The organism is Terriglobus sp. 2YAB30_2, from assembly GCF_052114765.1.
Classification (GTDB): domain Bacteria; phylum Acidobacteriota; class Terriglobia; order Terriglobales; family Acidobacteriaceae; genus Terriglobus.
This window is the reverse complement of sequence record NZ_JBFRFJ010000017.1, coordinates 42,866-59,221: the sequence shown is the minus strand read 5'-3', so window position 1 is coordinate 59,221 and position 16,356 is coordinate 42,866. Positions and strand designations below refer to the sequence as shown.

Genomic DNA, 16,356 nt, shown 5'->3' with positions numbered 1-16,356 from the left:
GTTGCAGGCCTCGACTGAACTAATTTGCGCTCGCAACGCTGACGGCAGGAGTTGGATGGCATGCCCTCGACTGTCCGCGTTTCCGGTATTCATCTGTTTGTAGCGGCCCGCTTGTATAGATGTGTCTGCCTGTTTTGAGGAGGAGTTGATGGCAGTCGTTACCGCAACCAAAGGTTCATTCTCAGTAAAAGCCTATATAGGCGATTCGAAAACCCTGCTGGCTTTCAACTTTGCCAGTGCCGCCGATGCCAAAAACCTGGCCGGTTTCAGCATCTACTGCCAGCCACCCAGTGGCGCGAAGCCGTACTACCTCTCCAATAATCTGCGCTTCGCACTTCCCGCGAATCACGCGCAGGTCGCCAGTGAGCCCGATACCTCCACGGCCAACGCTCCCATTCAGAAGTACCGCTGGGTCGCGTTCCCCGGGCTGATGCATGGCGGCACCCAACCGCCGGCGGGCGACTACCTCTACACGGTCACGCCCCGATTCTTCGATGGCAACGGAGCAATGCTCCCGATGGATTCAAGCCGCGCGGCCACGGTCAAAGTGCCCGTCGGCCCCTTTGCCAAAGGTGCGCTGACGGTCGGCTTCACGCGCGGCTACATGCAGTCGCAGGCGTATGCCCACCACTTCGGCACAGCCACACGCATCGAACCGCCAAACCGCGGCCTGCAGTACAACACCTCCGCACAGGCGGGAACCAACGCCGAGGGCACACCCTGCACCTACAACGACATTTATGCCTGGATGGGAGCCTCGGCTCGTAAGCTGGTCTTCGATCTGCTGAGCGAGGTGGAGAATGATGACTCCCTCACGCTCGATGTCTTTGCGTACGACCTTGATGAGCCGGACATTGTCACCATCTTTCTGAAGCTGGCGGCACAGGGCAAGGTCCGCATGATTCTGGATGACGCGTCACTGCACATCCAGCACACGGACTCGAAGACGCATAAGACGATCACGCCTCTGGAGGTGCCCTTTTCGCAGCAGTTCCAGGCGATGGCCAAGGCTCCGGCGGCGCTGGTGCGTGGATGCTTCGACCGCTACTCGCACGACAAGATCTTCATCCTCTCGAAGGACGGCAGTCCAATCCGCGTTCTGACAGGCTCGACCAACTTCTCGGTCACCGGGCTCTATGTCAATGCCAACCACGTGCTGGTCTTCGACGACCCAGGTGTAGCCCAGCATTACTCCGATGTCTTCGAGCAGAGCTGGACCCTGCTGCAGCAGTTTCCGAACCTGTCGCAGGCGGCGGCATCCAGCTTTGCCAGTACGCCTTTGGCGGAGCAACCGTTTACCCCAACCGGACGGCGGGTGCCGCAGATGAGCGTCACCTTTTCGCCGCATACGCTCGACACGACGCAGAGTCTGCTGACTGCCATCTCTGATCGCATCACCAGCGAGGCACAGGCAGACAAAGGAAGCGTCATCTTCGCGGTGATGCAACTGACCGGCAGCAACACACCCGTCTACAACACCCTGGACTCTATCCACAACACAACCACGCTCTACAGCTACGGTATCTCCGATGCGCCCGAGGGAACATACCTCTACAAGCCGGGCACAGCGAATGGCGTGCTCGTTACTGGAAGGCCGGGCAAGACGACGCTGCCGCCGCCCTTTGATCAGGTGCCGTCGCCCCCGGGACATGAGATCCACGATAAGTTCGTGGTCTGCGGCCTGAATGGAGAGGATCCCGTGGTGTATTGCGGCTCCTCCAACCTGGCGACCGGCGGCGAGCAACAGAACGGTGACAACCTGCTGCAGATTCACGACGCGGATGTCGCCACTGCATTTGCGATCGAGGCGCTGCTGCTGGTGGATCACTACAGCTTCTTGAACCGTTACGCGAATCCGAAGAAACCGCATGCGGCACCGAAGCCGGTGGCCACCAAATCGGCCACAAAGAAAGCAGCAAAGAAGACGGCAAAGAAAGCAGCCGTGAAAAAGACCGCCGTCAAGACAGCAACGAAGAAAGTGGCGAAGAAGGCCGTCAAGAAAGCTGCGAAGAAAACAGCAAAAAAGGCCTCAAAGTAAGGCCATAGCTGAAAGGAGACCGTATGGCACCGCGCAAATCGAAAAAAGCCGCCCTAGTATCGACGCCTCAGCCTCAACCGCTGCTAGCCGCACAGCCACAATCTGCTCAGCAGGCCGCGGTGCAGAAGGGGCTGTTTCTTTACACCGATGACTCCTGGTCGCAGGACTACTTCAATAAGAACGACCTGCACTTTATTGAGCGGGAGTTGTTTGGGTAGAAGGAAGTGTCGAATAGTCGTAGAGATCTATTCATCAATCAACAAAGCGCCCGAAGGCGCTCCGTATTGCTTAAGGGCACGGCTTCAGCCGTGCCGAAATAGCGTCGGGAAAGATGCGGCTTTAGCCGCTGAGGTCAATCACTTGGTACCTCAGCGGCTAAAGCCGCGTTCTCTGCTGGTCCGATATGGGACGGCTGAAGCCGTCCCCTTAAGCAAGACATTCGCACCTACGGCGCGAAACGGTTGCGCAACTCGCAACGGTCTTAGTACGATGTCCTCTTCTAGCTCGGACCTTTTGTTTGTCATTTCGCAGTGACCGAAGGAAACGGAGAAATCTGCTTCTCGACTGGTTATCCATACTTAGGTCAGGAAAAACCCACCTACGAACACACCAGCAACCGCTGCGGCTCGAAGCGGAACATATCCGGGAAGCTGCAGAACTCTGGAATACCCAGCTCCAGCACCGGGACAGCTTCTGCAATGCGCTTGACATGCACCCGCATCAGGTCGCGATAGGCATTCCGCTCTTCCGCCGTAAACGGAGCCATCTGGTAGGACATCGTCATGTGGAACTGATACTCCGCGTGGTCGTTCAACCGGAAGGCAAAAGCCTCGGCAAGCTGATCGCGCAGTGACCGCAGCTTCTTGTCTTCCTCCGCATCCGCTCCCACCAGGCGAAGGCTGCACGCCATCGGATAGTTGATGGTGTACTCCTGATCGACGCGCACGCGTATGGGCAATTGGCAAGCGAAGCGCTTCTTCGCGATGCGCTCGCCGACCATGCGGGTGCAGACTTCGATGGGAGCGTCAGAAGGGACATACGAAGGCCATCCATAGGCAGAACGGTTCTGGTCGTTCGCTCCGGGGAAGACGGTCATGTGATAGCTGTCTGTCGAAGTAAGTCCCAGCTTGGTGTGATAACTCGAGCGCTTCAGCTCCTGATGGAGGGTCACCATCGCATCGCGCATCGCGGACTGAACCGGGAGATGACAGATCACGGTATTCCCCGCAAACGGACGCGGTGTGCCGTCGGGGTTGAACTTGAGCGTGGTGTCGCGATTGGGAATCTTAGGTGTCTCTGCCGCGGTGGTTTGCGCGAACAACGAGGACGGAAGCAGCGATGCGGCTGCGGCAGCAGAGGACTCGATAAGAAACTGACGGCGGGTGTGATTGGTCAAATGGATGATCCTTTCCTGAGAGCGTTTTTGAAAAGAAAGGCCGGCAGAACCATGCTCTGCCGGCCTGGGAGGGCGGTGCTGTGGTTAGAACATTTTCCTGTAGGTGTCGTCCAGGGCTTGTCCATCTATGGGCGTTTTCCTCAATGAAAACGCCGCTGCACGCCCCTCTCGGGATACCCAGCAACAGGAAAAATGCTCTTAGAACGCTACGCGCAGTACAAGCTGCACCTGGCGTGATGGATACACACTGGTGCTGCCGGTGAAGCTGCCGAAGCTGCTGCTATAGCTCGGTGCACCTGAGGTAGCATTCACCGACCCCACGCTGGCAGAGGGGCTGATGTAGTTGGTGGCATTGAGCACATTGAAGGCCTCAATCCGGAACTCGGCGTTGTACCGTTCGTTCGGCAGCGCAAACCGCTTGTGCGCCGAAAGATCGAACTGGCCGAATGCCGGTCCGCGCAGAATATTGCGGCCCGCATTGCCGAAGAGCTGTGTGCCCGCGGGAATCGACACACCCGGAGGCGGTGTCGTTCCCGAGCCCGCGATCAGATAGCCGTTCAACGCGCTCGCCGTCTTGACCAGCGCCTTGCCATAGACTGCCGACGGAGATCCGGTAAGATTCGGCCGGATAGCATACGCCGAGCTGGTGGTCGACACTACCTGGTTGCTGCTCGGCGTATAGGTCAGGTTGATGGGCACACCGCTCGTCACCACGTTGATGCCGGTCAACTGCCAGCCACCGAGGATCTGCTGCTGCCATCCAGGAGCGGATGAGCCGAAGCGGCGTCCTTTGCCGAACGGCAGATCGACGATCGCCGACGTAGTGTTGTTCAGCGGCTGGTTGTAGCCCGAAGGTCCACGATCACCCGCCGGGTTCGCCTTGTTGATCATGGCACTATCGCCGTTCTGTGTCTCCAGATCAGCCGAGTTCAGATCGATGCCACGCGACCAGGTGAACGAGTTGATGAGGAAGACGCCACCGCGGAAGCGCCGCTGCAGCTTGGTCTGCAGCGAGTGATAGATCAGAGATCCTGCGTTGCTCTCCGTCAGGATGTCCGAGAAGTTGGCAATTGGCCGGCGGTTGAGTACTGACGTCGTGCACTGGCCCTGCGCTGCAGCCGGAACTTCGCTGGGCAGACACAGGCGGGCCTGGTTGAAGTCCAGAAGAGCCGGAATGTGGACGGTGTGATTGCCCACGTACGCCACTTCCAGCGTGGTGTCATAAGGCAGTTCCTGCTGTACCGACAAATGGAAGGCCTGCACATACGCCGGCTTGAAGTCCTTCGGCGTATATCGCGTCTGAGCCTTGGTGGTGGAGAAGTTTACTGGTCCCGCAAAGTTGGTTTGATAGCCATCCTGCGTTCTGCGGAAGCAGGTCGTCGGATCCTGCGTCAGCGAGGTGCACAGACCCTGGCTCGGTGTCTGGTTTGCGGGCAATGTCGCCGCATAGTTGTTCGGGCCGTTGTAGGCAAGAAGACCTTCTCCGCCGAAGCGGAAGAGATAGGCATAGCTGATGGCGTAACCGCCGCGAATAACAGTCTTCGGCAGCGCCTGGTAGGCAAAGCCTACACGCGGACCGACGTTCTTATAGTTTGGATCGACCAGACCACGATCGGCCAGTGAGTTACCGCCGACGTAGTGAAGGTTATAGACGTGCCCTGGCGCTGTGCTGCTCACATCGGTTCCACTGCCGGCGGCCAGCAGGCGGTTATTGACGGGATCGAAGTTGTAGAGCTTGTTGTTCTCCTCGTAGTTCGGCGTCATGAACTCATAGCGGAAACCGAGGTTTAAGGTCAGCGAAGGCAGCGGCTTCCAGTCATCCTGCAGATAGCCCATGTGCCAGTAGCGCAGATAGTTCACCTCATTGACCGCGTTCAACTGGTAGTTGCTGCGCGCGCCAAAGAGGAAGTCCGCAAGGTTTGCCGCCTGCGCCGTGGTCGCACTGCCCGCCGAGCTGAACGAGCCGGCATAAGTATCCGAACCGAACTTGGGATGGAAGTCGGAGATCGCCTGCGACATCCAGCCGAACTCATAACCTATCTTCAGACTGTGGCGGCCCCTGATCCAGGTGTAGTTGACCTTGGGATTTGCCTGCGTTGGATTGTTGAACTGCGGATTGGTTCCCTGCTCGCCGAACTGCGTGAAGCCGGAGACAGACTGCGGGCTCAGACCTCCGGTATAAGCAGGGTCCTGCGGGACGTTAGGAATGGCTGCCAGAAGATTGGCGGCGCCGAGGAAGATGGGGAACTTACCGCTCTCGGTCCAGGTCTCACCGAAGCGCATCTCCAGGATCGAAGTCGGCGTCAGTGTCCAGTTGTATCCGGCAGCGAGCTGTCGTGTCCGGGCATAGAGGGTTCCATTGCTGTTACCACCCGCGGCACCGGGAAACGGTGGCGGCTGAAAGTAGGTGACGGCGCGCTGGCTGTAACGGAAGAAGCCGTTCTGGCGATCGTTACGAACGAAGTCGACACGGCCATCGCCCTTATCGTCCACCGTCGGCGCGGCGGGAAGATATTGATAGTTCGCCGCCGTCAGTGCGGCGCCGGGGATATTCGGCTGCGGCAACCGGCTGAAGACCTTCAACGCGACAGGATTGATGTTCGGGTCGCCGAGCGGTACACGGCCATTGCTATACACCACGCCGGTATAGGGATTCTTGATCGGGATCGGCGTGCCCGTCGCCGTGCCGTCGGTCGTAAAGATGCCGTTCAGCTCAGCGGTAGTCGGCAGGGTCGCGGTAGTGAGAGAGTGTGAGACAGCGCGCAGGCCTTCGTAATCCACGAAGAAGAAGAGCTTGTCACGCAGCACCGGACCGCCGAAGGTGCCACCGAACTGGTTCTGCACCAACGTTGGCTTGATGCCGGTTCCGTAGAAGGGGCCGAAGGCGTTCAGGACTGTGTTGCGGAAGTACTCGTATGCTCCACCGTGGAAGGCATTGGTTCCGCTGCGGGTGGTGGCGTTGACGATGGCGCCGCCGGCGCGGCCGTACTCCGCCGAGTAGTTATCGGTCTGTACCTTGAACTCCTGCAGCGAGTCAGGCGACGGAATCACGGCCTGGTTCGAGTATCCCTGGTTGGCTTCCTGGTAGGCGTTGTTGTCGATGCCATCGAGGACGAAGTTGTTATCCATCGAGGTGAGGCCGTTGACGTTGTACGAAGCATCGCGTGGTGGGTTAGAGGCAACCGTTGCAATCAACGAGCGGCGAACGCCCGGCACCAGCTGCGCCAGATCGGCATAGGAGCGCCCATTCAGCGGCAGGGTCACCGCTTCGGTTCCCTGGATCGTCTGGCCGCGGTCGCTGGTCTCGGTCTCCAACTGCTCGGCCGCGCCCGTCACCGTGACACTGTCGCCGGTCTGGCCGACGCTGAGGGTAAGGTCGACGCGCTGACGTGCTCCGACGTTTACCCGGAAGGTGTCTGTCTTCAGATTCTGGAAGCCAGACGAGGTCACCGTCATGATGTAGTCGCCCGGCTGTATGCTGTCGAACTCATAGGATCCGCTCGCGTCTGTCTGCCGGGTGCTCTTGACGCCCTTGGCGACGTTCGTCAGTTCGACCGATGCACCGTTGATCGTCGCTCCCGAAGGATCCTTGATCGTACCCAGCACCGCGCCCGAATCGAACTGGGCATAGACCCTGCCTCCGGCCGCCAGCATCAGCAACACGGCCAGGCGAAGAAGTAGCCCATACCATCGGGCAGATTGTTTCTTGTTTATGTTCGGCGTCATTGCATTCGCTCCATAAGTAGTGCTTCCAACAGAAGTAGTGGTTCCAACAGAAAGCCCGCGCATGTTTGTCTCTGGTCAGCGTCAGGAAGAGGGCCGTTGGGGAGAGGAATAGCAGCGACGCTTCCAGCGAAGAAGCGAATTCACGGCGACAACTGCGATACACGCGTGAACTGCTGTGGAATAAATGGTTTACCTAACCTTCATGTATCTTGATACAGTGAATGCCGTGTGAATTAGTTCATGGCGCATTCACACGATCTGCGTAGACTGACGGCAACTCATGCTCACGGCGAAGCAAGATCGCTCCGTAGACTCCCCTTGGTCTGCACGCACGGCTTCTGTGACAGACTGGCCGGAGAGCGCACAACGCGAGTTGATACGGCGTATCCTCGCCTCTCCGACCTTTGCCCGGAGCGAACGGCTCTGTTCTCTGCTGACCTATGTCTGCGACGTTACCTTCCAGGGCCGTGAAGCAGAGCTCAACGAACAGAAGATCGGTCAGGCTGTCTTCGGCAGATCGCCGGATTACGACTCCTCCATCGACGGCATCGTCCGCACCCAGGCGAGCCGTCTGCGCCAGCGGCTGGAGATGTACTTCGAGCAGGAGGGCGCCGAAGAAGTTCTGCGGGTCATTATCCCGAAGGGCAGCTATATCCCTGTCTTCACTCCGCGCCACACCGCCGAGCCGGTCGCACCTGTATCCCCGGTCCGAGATATACCAGCCCTCCCTGCGGAAGTAGCATCACCACCGAAGGAGCGATCTGTAAGCAGTCTGATTCCGTGGCTGCTATGCGCCGCCCTGGCCGTCGCACTGGCGATGGTGCTGATTTGGAATCATGCAACGGCGATGGCGGCTCCTGCCGCTCCTCCAACTCATCCGCTGTGGAGCCAGATCTTCCTGCCACAGCAGCCAACGCTGGAGGTTCCGGGAGACTCGGGCCTGGTGCTCTCGCACACCTTCGATCAGCGCAACATCTCACTGAACGAATATCTGCTCGGTGATTATCGGACCTCGACCTTCAACGCCTCGACCAATCCCCTGCCCTCGGATATACGCTCGCTGCGAGTCGAGATGGCGAACCGGCGCTACACCTCGATCGTCGATCTCGATGCCGCAGTGCGGCTGGCGCAGATCGCGCAGACATTGCACAGCAATCTGCAGGTGCGCTACTCCCGTGACCTGCGGCCCAATGATCTGAAGACCGGCAACGTCATCCTGGTTGGAGCCTTCGAAGCCAATCCGTGGGTCGAGCTTCTGGAACGCAACATGAACTTCCTGTTGCAGAACAACTACAAGGCAAAGGTCTTCTCGGTCATCAACAAGTCTCCGCGCGAGGGAGAGCCTACGCACTGGGACTCCCGGCTCGACGATCCGCAACGTCGTGTGTATGGAGTCGTCGCCTTCGCTCCGAATCTGTCAGGCAACGGCAATGCGCTGCTGATCGAAGGCACCTCGATGGCCGGTACAGAATCCGCATGGGACTTTGTCTCGGATGATTCGGAGCTGCTGCCCTTCCTTAAACGTATCCAGCGGCCAGATGGAAAGATTCCCTACTTCGAGCTGCTGCTCGAAACCCAGAATATGAGCTCCAGCGCGGTGCATAGCAACATCCTCGCGTGGCGGGTTACGAATTAGAGAACCATACACCGGGTGCCCCATGGGTTGCTCTTATCCCGTAACTTCAGCATGCCTTAATGGATACGACGCAGACTGGTGAGGCTGTGCGGAGTTCCCTGCACAGAGTGATATCCAATTCAAAACGAGGAGGGCTCCATGCAACGAGTGATGCGCATTGGAACCATCGTATTTTCCCTTCTGCTTGCCGGCGCTCTGCCGTCTCTGGCACAGAACAAGTGGGCCGAAAAGCAAACCTTTCCCATCGGCGGACAAGGTGGATGGGACTACCTGACAGTCGATCCGGCGACTCATCGGCTGTTTGTTCCACGCGGCACGCACACGCTGGTGATCGATGCCGAGTCGGGCAAGACGCTGGGTGATATTCCAGGCCAGAAGATCGCGCATGGCGTAGCGATCGATTCGCAGGCGGGACGAGGATTCATCAGCGACGGCGGCGGCGAGGGAGCGATTGTGATCTTCGATCTGAAGACATTTGCCATCCTGGGCAAGATCACCGCCCAGCCCGATGCAGACGGAATCATCTACGATCCTTCTCTGAAGCGGGTGCTGGTTGTCTCTGGAGATAAAGGTGTCCTGATGACGTTCAGCCCGGAGATCGATCCCGCGACAGGTAAGATCGAGGCGCCCATTGATCTGGGTGGATCGCCTGAGTTCCTCGCGTCCGATGGCGCCGGAAAAATCTACGTCAACCTGATGGACAAGAACGAAGTCGCGGTCGTCGACATGAAGACGCGCAAGGTGACTGCGCGCTGGCCGGTCGCTCCTGGTGGTGCTCCGGTCGGCATGTCGATCGACACGAAAAAGAAACAGCTCTACATCGGGTGCCGGAAGCCACAGAAACTGATCGTGATGAGCCTGACGGACGGTAAGGTGCTGTCGGCGCTGCCCATCGGTGACGGAGTCGATGCGACCAAGGCCGATGGTGGCGAGATCTTTGCAAGCTGCCGCGACGGTTCCCTTGCAGTCGCGCGGGAGACCTCACCGGGTAACTTCGAGATCGTCCAGATGGTGAAGACGCGGACAGGCGCAAGGACGATGGGAATCGATCCGATGACGCATCGTATCTATTTGCCGACAGCGGAGTATGAGACCGGCCCGAATGGTAAACCGGTTACCAAACCGAACAGCTTCATGATTGTTGTCGTCGCCAGGCAGTAGCTCGCTCGCCTAACGAGTCCTCAACCGAGCGCTGAAGGCCGGGGCTCTATGAACTTGTTCATAGGGGGAAAGGCGCGTTCTGTACCAGCCTTCAGCGCTCTCCCAGCGAACAAGTTTACTGGGAGAGCGGAGCATTGGGGAACCCAATGGTGAGCTACTGTAAACTCTTCTCCAGCTCACGCACCAAGGCTGAATCAGGATTTTCCCCTATGAGCTGTTCCAACTGCCGCTTCGCAGCCATCGTCTGACCAGCCTTCCGATACAGAGCAGCCAGCAGCAGATGCGCCTGTGGATTCACCTTTTCGATCGCGGCTGCCTTCTCTTGTAAAGCTGCCGACGCGTCGGGCGCGGCAGGAACTGGTAAACGGCGATCCTGCAGCACAGCAGCCAGTACCGTCAGTTGCTCCGCGGTAAATCCTGCAGGCGCAGTGAGAGTGCCATCCGGATGCAGCTTCAACTCACCGCCGGCATCGTGAACCGATGCGACAACCTCAGTCGAACGCTGCTTCTGGCGTCCCGCGAGCCCAATCAGCAGCACGATGATCGACACCACTGCCGCCAGCGCAAAAACCCATGTGGGAAGTCGATGAATCTTCTTCGTAGAAGATGTCGACGGATTCGGTCTGGCCGGTTGCGGAGCGGGCATTCGTAGAAAATTTTAGAACAGAAGATCGAGCATCCCACCAAAACCCATCTCGTGCTGATCGCCGATCTTTTCGAGGGCGGAAATGCAAAGGCCATGCTCGCCCGCATTACCGCGCTGAAACAAAGCGGAGTTAACGTCATCGTGCTGCTTGCGCTCTCCGACGATGGTCATCCGGGTTACGGCGCCCGGCATGCGGAACAGATTGCCGCCATGGGCTGCCCTGTCTTTGCCTGCACTCCGGACAAGTCCCCCGACCTGATGGCGGCGGCACTGATGCGCCACGACATCCAACTGCGGGCCGCGAGCCAGGAGATCACCCTTGTGTGTGGCCATGACCAATAAAAACCAGCGGAAGCAGGTCTCGCCCATCGCGGATAGAGTTGGCCTCTGGGGGTGTGCAGTGTCACACTTAGGGCGATCGGTTATTTCGTTGTGAAGCGCCTCTCGATGCCTCTGAACTTCAGCCCGTTGAAAACTGACCTTCTCGCAGTTGCGGCTTGCGTCCTCGCCCTGCCGCTTGCCTGGGAGCTGGATGCGCCTTCCTCCTGCCTTCTGCTTGCGGTGATGGTAAGCAGCCTCTATGGCGGCCGCCGTTCCGGTTATATTTCGGTTGTGGTTGGGGCGGCGCTTTTTTATGTCTTCTTTCTTACGCCAAAGTTCAGCCTGTTTCACCCAAGGGGAGAGTTCCTGCGTCTGTTTGTCTTCATCGTGGCCATGGTGCTGGCGACGGAGTTGATTGCGGCGAGGCACCGCGCGGAAGAGTCACTCCGCCAGACACAGACGAAACTCGCACAGGCAACACAGACCGCGACAATAGCCGAGTTCTCCGCCTCAGTAGTTCATGAGATCAGCCAGCCGCTCAGCGCCGTCGTCGCACACGGGCAAGCCAGCCTGCGCTGGCTGCAAGCCGATCCTCCGGACTTCGCAAACGCTCAGGCGTCGGTCGAACGCGTCGTTCGAGACGGCAAAGATGCCGTCGGCATCATCAAAGGCTTGCGGACGCTCTTCCGCAGATCGCCGCTGCAGAAGGCCCCGATCGACCTGCGGCCCGTCGTCAGCGAGGTCGTCTCGCTGGTGCGCGGCCGCGCGGAGAAAGACGGAGTTGTCGTCGAGGTCCAACTCTCGAAAGATCTGCCGTTGATCTTTGCCGATCGTATTCAACTGCAGCAGGTACTCATGAACCTGGTGTTGAATGGCATCGAATCCATGCGGGATGTCACCGGACGGCCAAAGACATTGGTGATCCATTCGCGAGAACAGGATGACATGCTGTTGGTGGAGGTCCGCGATCAAGGTATCGGCGTCGAGAACTTCGACAAGATCTTTGAGACATTCTTCACCACGAAAGAAAGTGGAATGGGAATGGGTCTCTCCGTCTGCCGCTCGATCATTGAAGCTCATGACGGTCGTCTGTGGGGAACGCCGGGGCCGGTTGCCGGAACGGTCTTCAGCTTCACTATTCCGGTTTTTCGGGAGCATACCGCATGAGCGGCAGGCAGCCGATCGTCTACGTTGTCGATGACGACTACAGAGTGCGGGAGGCACTGCAGGCTCTGCTCGCATCGGCGGGGTACGAGGTCGTCGTCTTTGACTCAGCCGCGTCCTACCTGAACTTCAATCGGCCGGACAGAGCCGCATGTCTCATCCTCGATCTGGATCTTCCCGGTATGAATGGTCTGGAACTGCAACGAAAGATCACCGGAGAAGATACGCCTCCCATTGTTTTTCTTACAGCGCACGGAGATATTCCCTCTACCGTCAAGGCGATGAAGGCAGGCGCGACCGAGTTTCTTTCAAAGCCCTTTGACGACGAGGAATTGCTCCGGGCCATCGAGGCCGGTATTCAACTCGATACATCGACCCGAGCCAGGCTCGCTGAGCTTGATGTCATCCGGAAGCGGTACGCCCTGCTGACTCCGCGGGAGCGGGAGGTACTTCCCTTCGTGATCGCAGGGCTTTTGAACAAGCAGACCGCATGGGAACTGGGTACCAGCGAGATCACCATTCGCATCCATAGGGGCCAGATTATGAAGAAGATGGAAGCAGAGTCCCTTGCAGATCTCGTTCGGCTCGCCGCGAGGCTGGGAATCGAGCCTCTGTCGTCTAATACAAAACGATAATTGTTGGCCCCCTGCCGAATTTCCTACGATGAAACTCGATCGTAGGAGACCGCATGGCCGCTGGAAAAACATCCCGTATCGTCGCAGTCGTCGATGACGACCACCGCGTGCGTGAATCGCTGAAGCAACTCTTCCGGTCCTCAGGCATAGAACATCTACTCTTCTCCTCGGGGGAGGAAGCTCTTGCCCATGAAGGAACGCAGCAGATCGGTTGCCTGGTCACGGATGTTCGCATGCCGGGCATGGACGGCTGTGAGCTGCAGCGGCGGATAGGAAGCAAGCTGCCTAATCTAGCCGTGATCTTCCTCACAGCGCATCAGGACGATGCCGTGTGGCGTCAAGCCCGGCAACATGGGGCCTTCGCCCTTCTCTACAAACCATTTGACGGTGAAGAACTTGTCCGCCTTGTAATGCTGGCCCTAAGGTGGAGCCGCACACGGGAGGCTTTCGATGTGGATTGTTAGGCTGGCGCTTTCGCGTCCGTACACCTTTGTCGTTCTCGCGCTTCTGCTCTTTCTCATTAGTCCGGTCATGCTGATGCGGACACCGGTCGATATCTTCCCTTCGATCAATATTCCGGTTGTAAGCATTATCTGGACCTATAACGGTCTGGTACCAGCGGAGATGGAGTCACGCGTCACGTCCATTTACGAGCGCGCGCTGACCACGACGGTGGGCAATATCGATCACATCGAATCGCAGTCGCTCAACGGGGTTTCTGTCATCAAAGTCTTCCTGCAGCCGCAGGCGAATGTGGATGGCGCTATTGCGCAGGTTACGGCTGAGGCACAGGCAACGCTGAAGCAGCTCCCCTCCGGCATCACGCCCCCACTCGTGATTCAGTACAGCGCCTCCACGGTGCCCATTCTGCAACTCGGCCTGAGCGGGAAAGGGCTTTCTGAACAACAACTGAATGACTTCGGATCAAACTTCATCCGCCCACAGCTTGCCACCGTTCCCGGCGCCGCTGTTCCCCTGCCGTATGGCGGTAAGGTTCGCCAGATCATGGTGGACATCGATTCGGCACAGCTCACCTCGAAGGGCCTCTCTCCGGTCGACGTGGTCAACGCTATCAATGCGCAGAATGTGATTCTGCCCTCGGGCACGGCAAAGATCGGTAAAACCGAATACACGGTGGGCCTGAACGGCACTCCGATCACGGTCGACCAGCTCAATGCGCTTCCGGTAAAGACCATCAATGGCGGATCGATCTTCATGCGCGATGTCGCCAACGTCCGCGACGGATTTGCCGTGCAACAGAACATTGTTCGTCAGGATGGCCAGCGCGGCGCCCTGCTCACGATTGAAAAGGCGGGCAGCACCTCAACCCTTGCTATCGTCTCCGGCATCCGGTCGATCTTGCCGCGCATCGCATCAACACTTCCGCCCGAGTTGGTGATGCGGCCCATCGCCGATCAGTCCGTCTTCGTCAGGGCGTCGCTCAACGGAGTTCTACGCGAAGGGATGATCGCGGCCTGTCTCACCTCGATCATGATCCTGGTCTTTCTTGGGAGCTGGCGTAGCACGCTGATTATCTGCATCTCGATTCCACTCTCGATCCTTACCTCGCTCCTCATCCTCAGTGCGCTTGGCGAAAGCATTAACATCATGACGCTCGGCGGCCTAGCGCTTGCGGTTGGCGTGCTGGTCGACGACGCGACCGTAGAGATCGAGAACATGCAGCGCAATGTGGCCATGGGGAAAGATCTCCGCCAGGCCATTCTCGATGCCGCCCAGGAGATTGCCGTACCCGCCTTTGTCTCAACGATCTGCATCTGCATCGTCTTCGTGCCGATGTTCTTTCTCACCGGCGTCGCGCGCTATCTCTTCGTTCCTCTCGCCGAAGCCGTTGTCTTCGCGCTACTGGCCTCTTACTTCTTCTCGCGCACCATCATCCCCACACTGGTGATGTTCCTGCTTCCCAAAGAGGTGGAGGAACACCGGCATCCTGCATCAGACGCCAGGCCTGGCCGCTTCGCACGGCTCCATCAGCGGTTTGAGGCTGCCTTCGACCGGTTGCGCGATCGTTATACTCACCTTCTCTCGCAGTGCCTGGAACACCGCACAATCTTTGCAGCGTGCTTCATTACCTTCTGCCTGGGAAGCGTGTTGCTCATTCCATTGCTGGGGCGCGACTTCTTCCCCTATGTCGATGCCGGACAGATTCGCCTGCATGTACGGGCAAAAACGGGTACTCGTATCGAAGAGACTGCGCGTCTGGTGGACGAGGTTGACCGGTATGTCAGAACCCAGATCCCCGCAGAGGAGATGGGCGGAATTCTGGACAACGTCGGTCTGCCGACCAGCGGCATCAACCTTTCGTACAGCAACGGCGGCACCATTGGAAACGCAGATGCCGAGGTGCTGATCTCACTCAACCAGAAACACCACCCAACGGCAGAGTATGTGGCACAGCTGCGCGAAGAGCTGCCAAAGCAATTTCCTGGGACAACGTTCTTCTTCGAGCCCGCCGACATCGTCAGCCAGACGCTGAACTTCGGCGTCCCGGCTCCGATCGATATCCAGATCGCCGGCAAGGACTTCGAGAGCAACTTCGCGCTCGCCTCCCAGATCGCAAACAAGATGCGATCGGTTCCCGGAGCCGTGGACGTTCATATCCAGCAGCAGGTTGATCAACCGCGCCTGCAATATGACATTGACCGCACTCGTATTCAGCAGGTGGGCCTGACGGAGCGTGATGTCGCCGGGAACGTGCTCGTCTCTCTCAGTTCCAGCTTCCAGACGACGCCAAACTTCTGGCTCAACCCAAAGAATGGCGTCTCCTACAACATCGCGGTGCAGACGCCACAGTACAAACTCAGCTCTATCGACGCCATCGGAAATATTCCCATCAACTCACCCAGCGCGCCCACGCCGCAGCTCTTCGAGAACCTTGCCACGAGGAGCCGGACCTCTGAGCCCGCGGTCGTGAGCCACTACGATGTACAACGTGTTATCGACATCTATGGCAGCGTGCAGGGCCGCGATCTCGGTGGAGTCGCCAACGATGTACAGAGGATCGTGGATGACGCATCGCATCATCTTGTTCGCGGCAGCCGCATCTTCACTCGCGGACAGGTAGCGACGATGCAGGCGTCATTTACAGGGCTCTTCGCTGGTCTGGCTTTCGCCATCGCGCTCGTCTATCTGCTGCTGGTCGTGAACTTCCAGTCATGGACTGAGGCCTTCATCATCATCACAGCCCTGCCAGGAGCACTGGCCGGTATCTGCTGGTTCCTCTTCCTGACACATACCTCGCTCAGTATCCCGGCGCTGATGGGAACCATCATGAGCATCGGAGTGGCGACCTCGAACAGCGTACTCATCATCACCTTCGCCAACGAGCATTTCCAGGAGAACAAAAATGCGATCAAGGCAGCCATGGAGGCTGGGGCGACCCGCCTGCGGCCGGTCATCATGACCGCCATGGCAATGATCATTGGCATGATTCCGATGGCGCTCGGCCTCGGCGATGGAGGCGAGCAGAATGCGCCTCTCGGACGGGCCGTCATCGGCGGCCTTCTCTTCGCGACCGTCGCAACCCTGTTCTTTGTTCCCACGGTCTTCGCGCTCATTCGCAACAAGCGCAGCACAAACTACGCCCCCACGCCGGGCAACGCATAGGGAGATCAA

The 16,356-nt window shown here is 58.5% G+C and carries 12 protein-coding genes; 9 read left to right on the top strand and 3 right to left on the bottom strand.

Going from position 1 to position 16,356, the window contains the following annotated elements; translation table 11 throughout:
- Nucleotides 1–148 precede the first annotated feature (148 nt).
- The gene (locus tag AB4Y89_RS20525) at nt 149–2,038 is read left to right on the top strand and encodes a phospholipase D-like domain-containing protein (protein WP_442302804.1); all 1,890 of its coding nucleotides are present in this window, start codon (nt 149–151) and stop codon (nt 2,036–2,038) included.
- Between the two features lie 23 nt (nt 2,039–2,061).
- Nucleotides 2,062–2,256: a hypothetical protein gene (locus tag AB4Y89_RS20520; RefSeq protein WP_442302803.1), complete on the top strand. Its 195-nt coding sequence runs from the start codon at nt 2,062–2,064 to the stop codon at nt 2,254–2,256.
- Nucleotides 2,257–2,636: 380 nt separating this feature from the next.
- On the opposite strand, the gene AB4Y89_RS20515 is transcribed toward AB4Y89_RS20520, so the two are convergent.
- Complete coding sequence (locus AB4Y89_RS20515; protein ID WP_442302802.1) at nt 2,637–3,434, bottom strand: DUF1868 domain-containing protein; 798 nt, start codon at nt 3,432–3,434, stop codon at nt 2,637–2,639.
- 198 nt (nt 3,435–3,632) lie between these two features.
- On the bottom strand, nt 3,633–7,160 hold the full coding sequence (locus AB4Y89_RS20510; protein ID WP_442302801.1) for a carboxypeptidase regulatory-like domain-containing protein: 3,528 nt from the start codon (nt 7,158–7,160) through the stop codon (nt 3,633–3,635).
- A gap of 340 nt (nt 7,161–7,500) precedes the next feature.
- Between AB4Y89_RS20510 and AB4Y89_RS20505 the strand changes: the two genes are divergently transcribed.
- Together AB4Y89_RS20505 and AB4Y89_RS20500 are read left to right on the top strand one after the other, a co-directional pair.
- The gene (locus AB4Y89_RS20505) at nt 7,501–8,796 is read left to right on the top strand and encodes a hypothetical protein (protein ID WP_442302800.1); all 1,296 of its coding nucleotides are present in this window, start codon (nt 7,501–7,503) and stop codon (nt 8,794–8,796) included.
- Nucleotides 8,797–8,934: 138 nt separating this feature from the next.
- Nucleotides 8,935–9,957 carry a YncE family protein gene (locus tag AB4Y89_RS20500; protein WP_442302799.1) on the top strand — a complete coding sequence of 341 codons (1,023 nt, stop codon included), beginning with the start codon at nt 8,935–8,937 and terminating at the stop codon, nt 9,955–9,957.
- A gap of 154 nt (nt 9,958–10,111) precedes the next feature.
- Here AB4Y89_RS20500 and AB4Y89_RS20495 read toward each other — a convergent pair whose 3' ends face one another.
- Nucleotides 10,112–10,603: a hypothetical protein gene (locus tag AB4Y89_RS20495; protein WP_442302798.1), complete on the bottom strand. Its 492-nt coding sequence runs from the start codon at nt 10,601–10,603 to the stop codon at nt 10,112–10,114.
- Nucleotides 10,604–10,612: 9 nt separating this feature from the next.
- On the opposite strand from AB4Y89_RS20495, the gene AB4Y89_RS20490 reads away from it, so the two are divergent.
- The 5 genes from AB4Y89_RS20490 to AB4Y89_RS20470 all read left to right on the top strand — a co-directional run bounded on the left by AB4Y89_RS20490 (nt 10,613) and on the right by AB4Y89_RS20470 (nt 16,347).
- Nucleotides 10,613–10,945, top strand: a complete 333-nt coding sequence (locus tag AB4Y89_RS20490) for a VWA domain-containing protein (RefSeq protein WP_442302836.1) — start codon at nt 10,613–10,615, stop codon at nt 10,943–10,945.
- A gap of 105 nt (nt 10,946–11,050) precedes the next feature.
- Nucleotides 11,051–12,091: a sensor histidine kinase gene (locus AB4Y89_RS20485; RefSeq protein WP_442302797.1), complete on the top strand. Its 1,041-nt coding sequence runs from the start codon at nt 11,051–11,053 to the stop codon at nt 12,089–12,091.
- Nucleotides 12,088–12,723 (top strand): response regulator transcription factor, encoded by a 636-nt coding sequence (locus AB4Y89_RS20480; RefSeq protein ID WP_442302796.1) that lies wholly within the window; start codon nt 12,088–12,090, stop codon nt 12,721–12,723. The genes AB4Y89_RS20485 and AB4Y89_RS20480 overlap by 4 nt, the downstream gene beginning before the upstream one ends.
- A gap of 53 nt (nt 12,724–12,776) precedes the next feature.
- Nucleotides 12,777–13,187, top strand: a complete 411-nt coding sequence (locus AB4Y89_RS20475) for a response regulator transcription factor (RefSeq protein WP_442302795.1) — start codon at nt 12,777–12,779, stop codon at nt 13,185–13,187.
- On the top strand, nt 13,174–16,347 hold the full coding sequence (locus AB4Y89_RS20470; protein WP_442302794.1) for an efflux RND transporter permease subunit: 3,174 nt from the start codon (nt 13,174–13,176) through the stop codon (nt 16,345–16,347). The genes AB4Y89_RS20475 and AB4Y89_RS20470 overlap by 14 nt, the downstream gene beginning before the upstream one ends.
- Nucleotides 16,348–16,356: the final 9 nt, after the last annotated feature.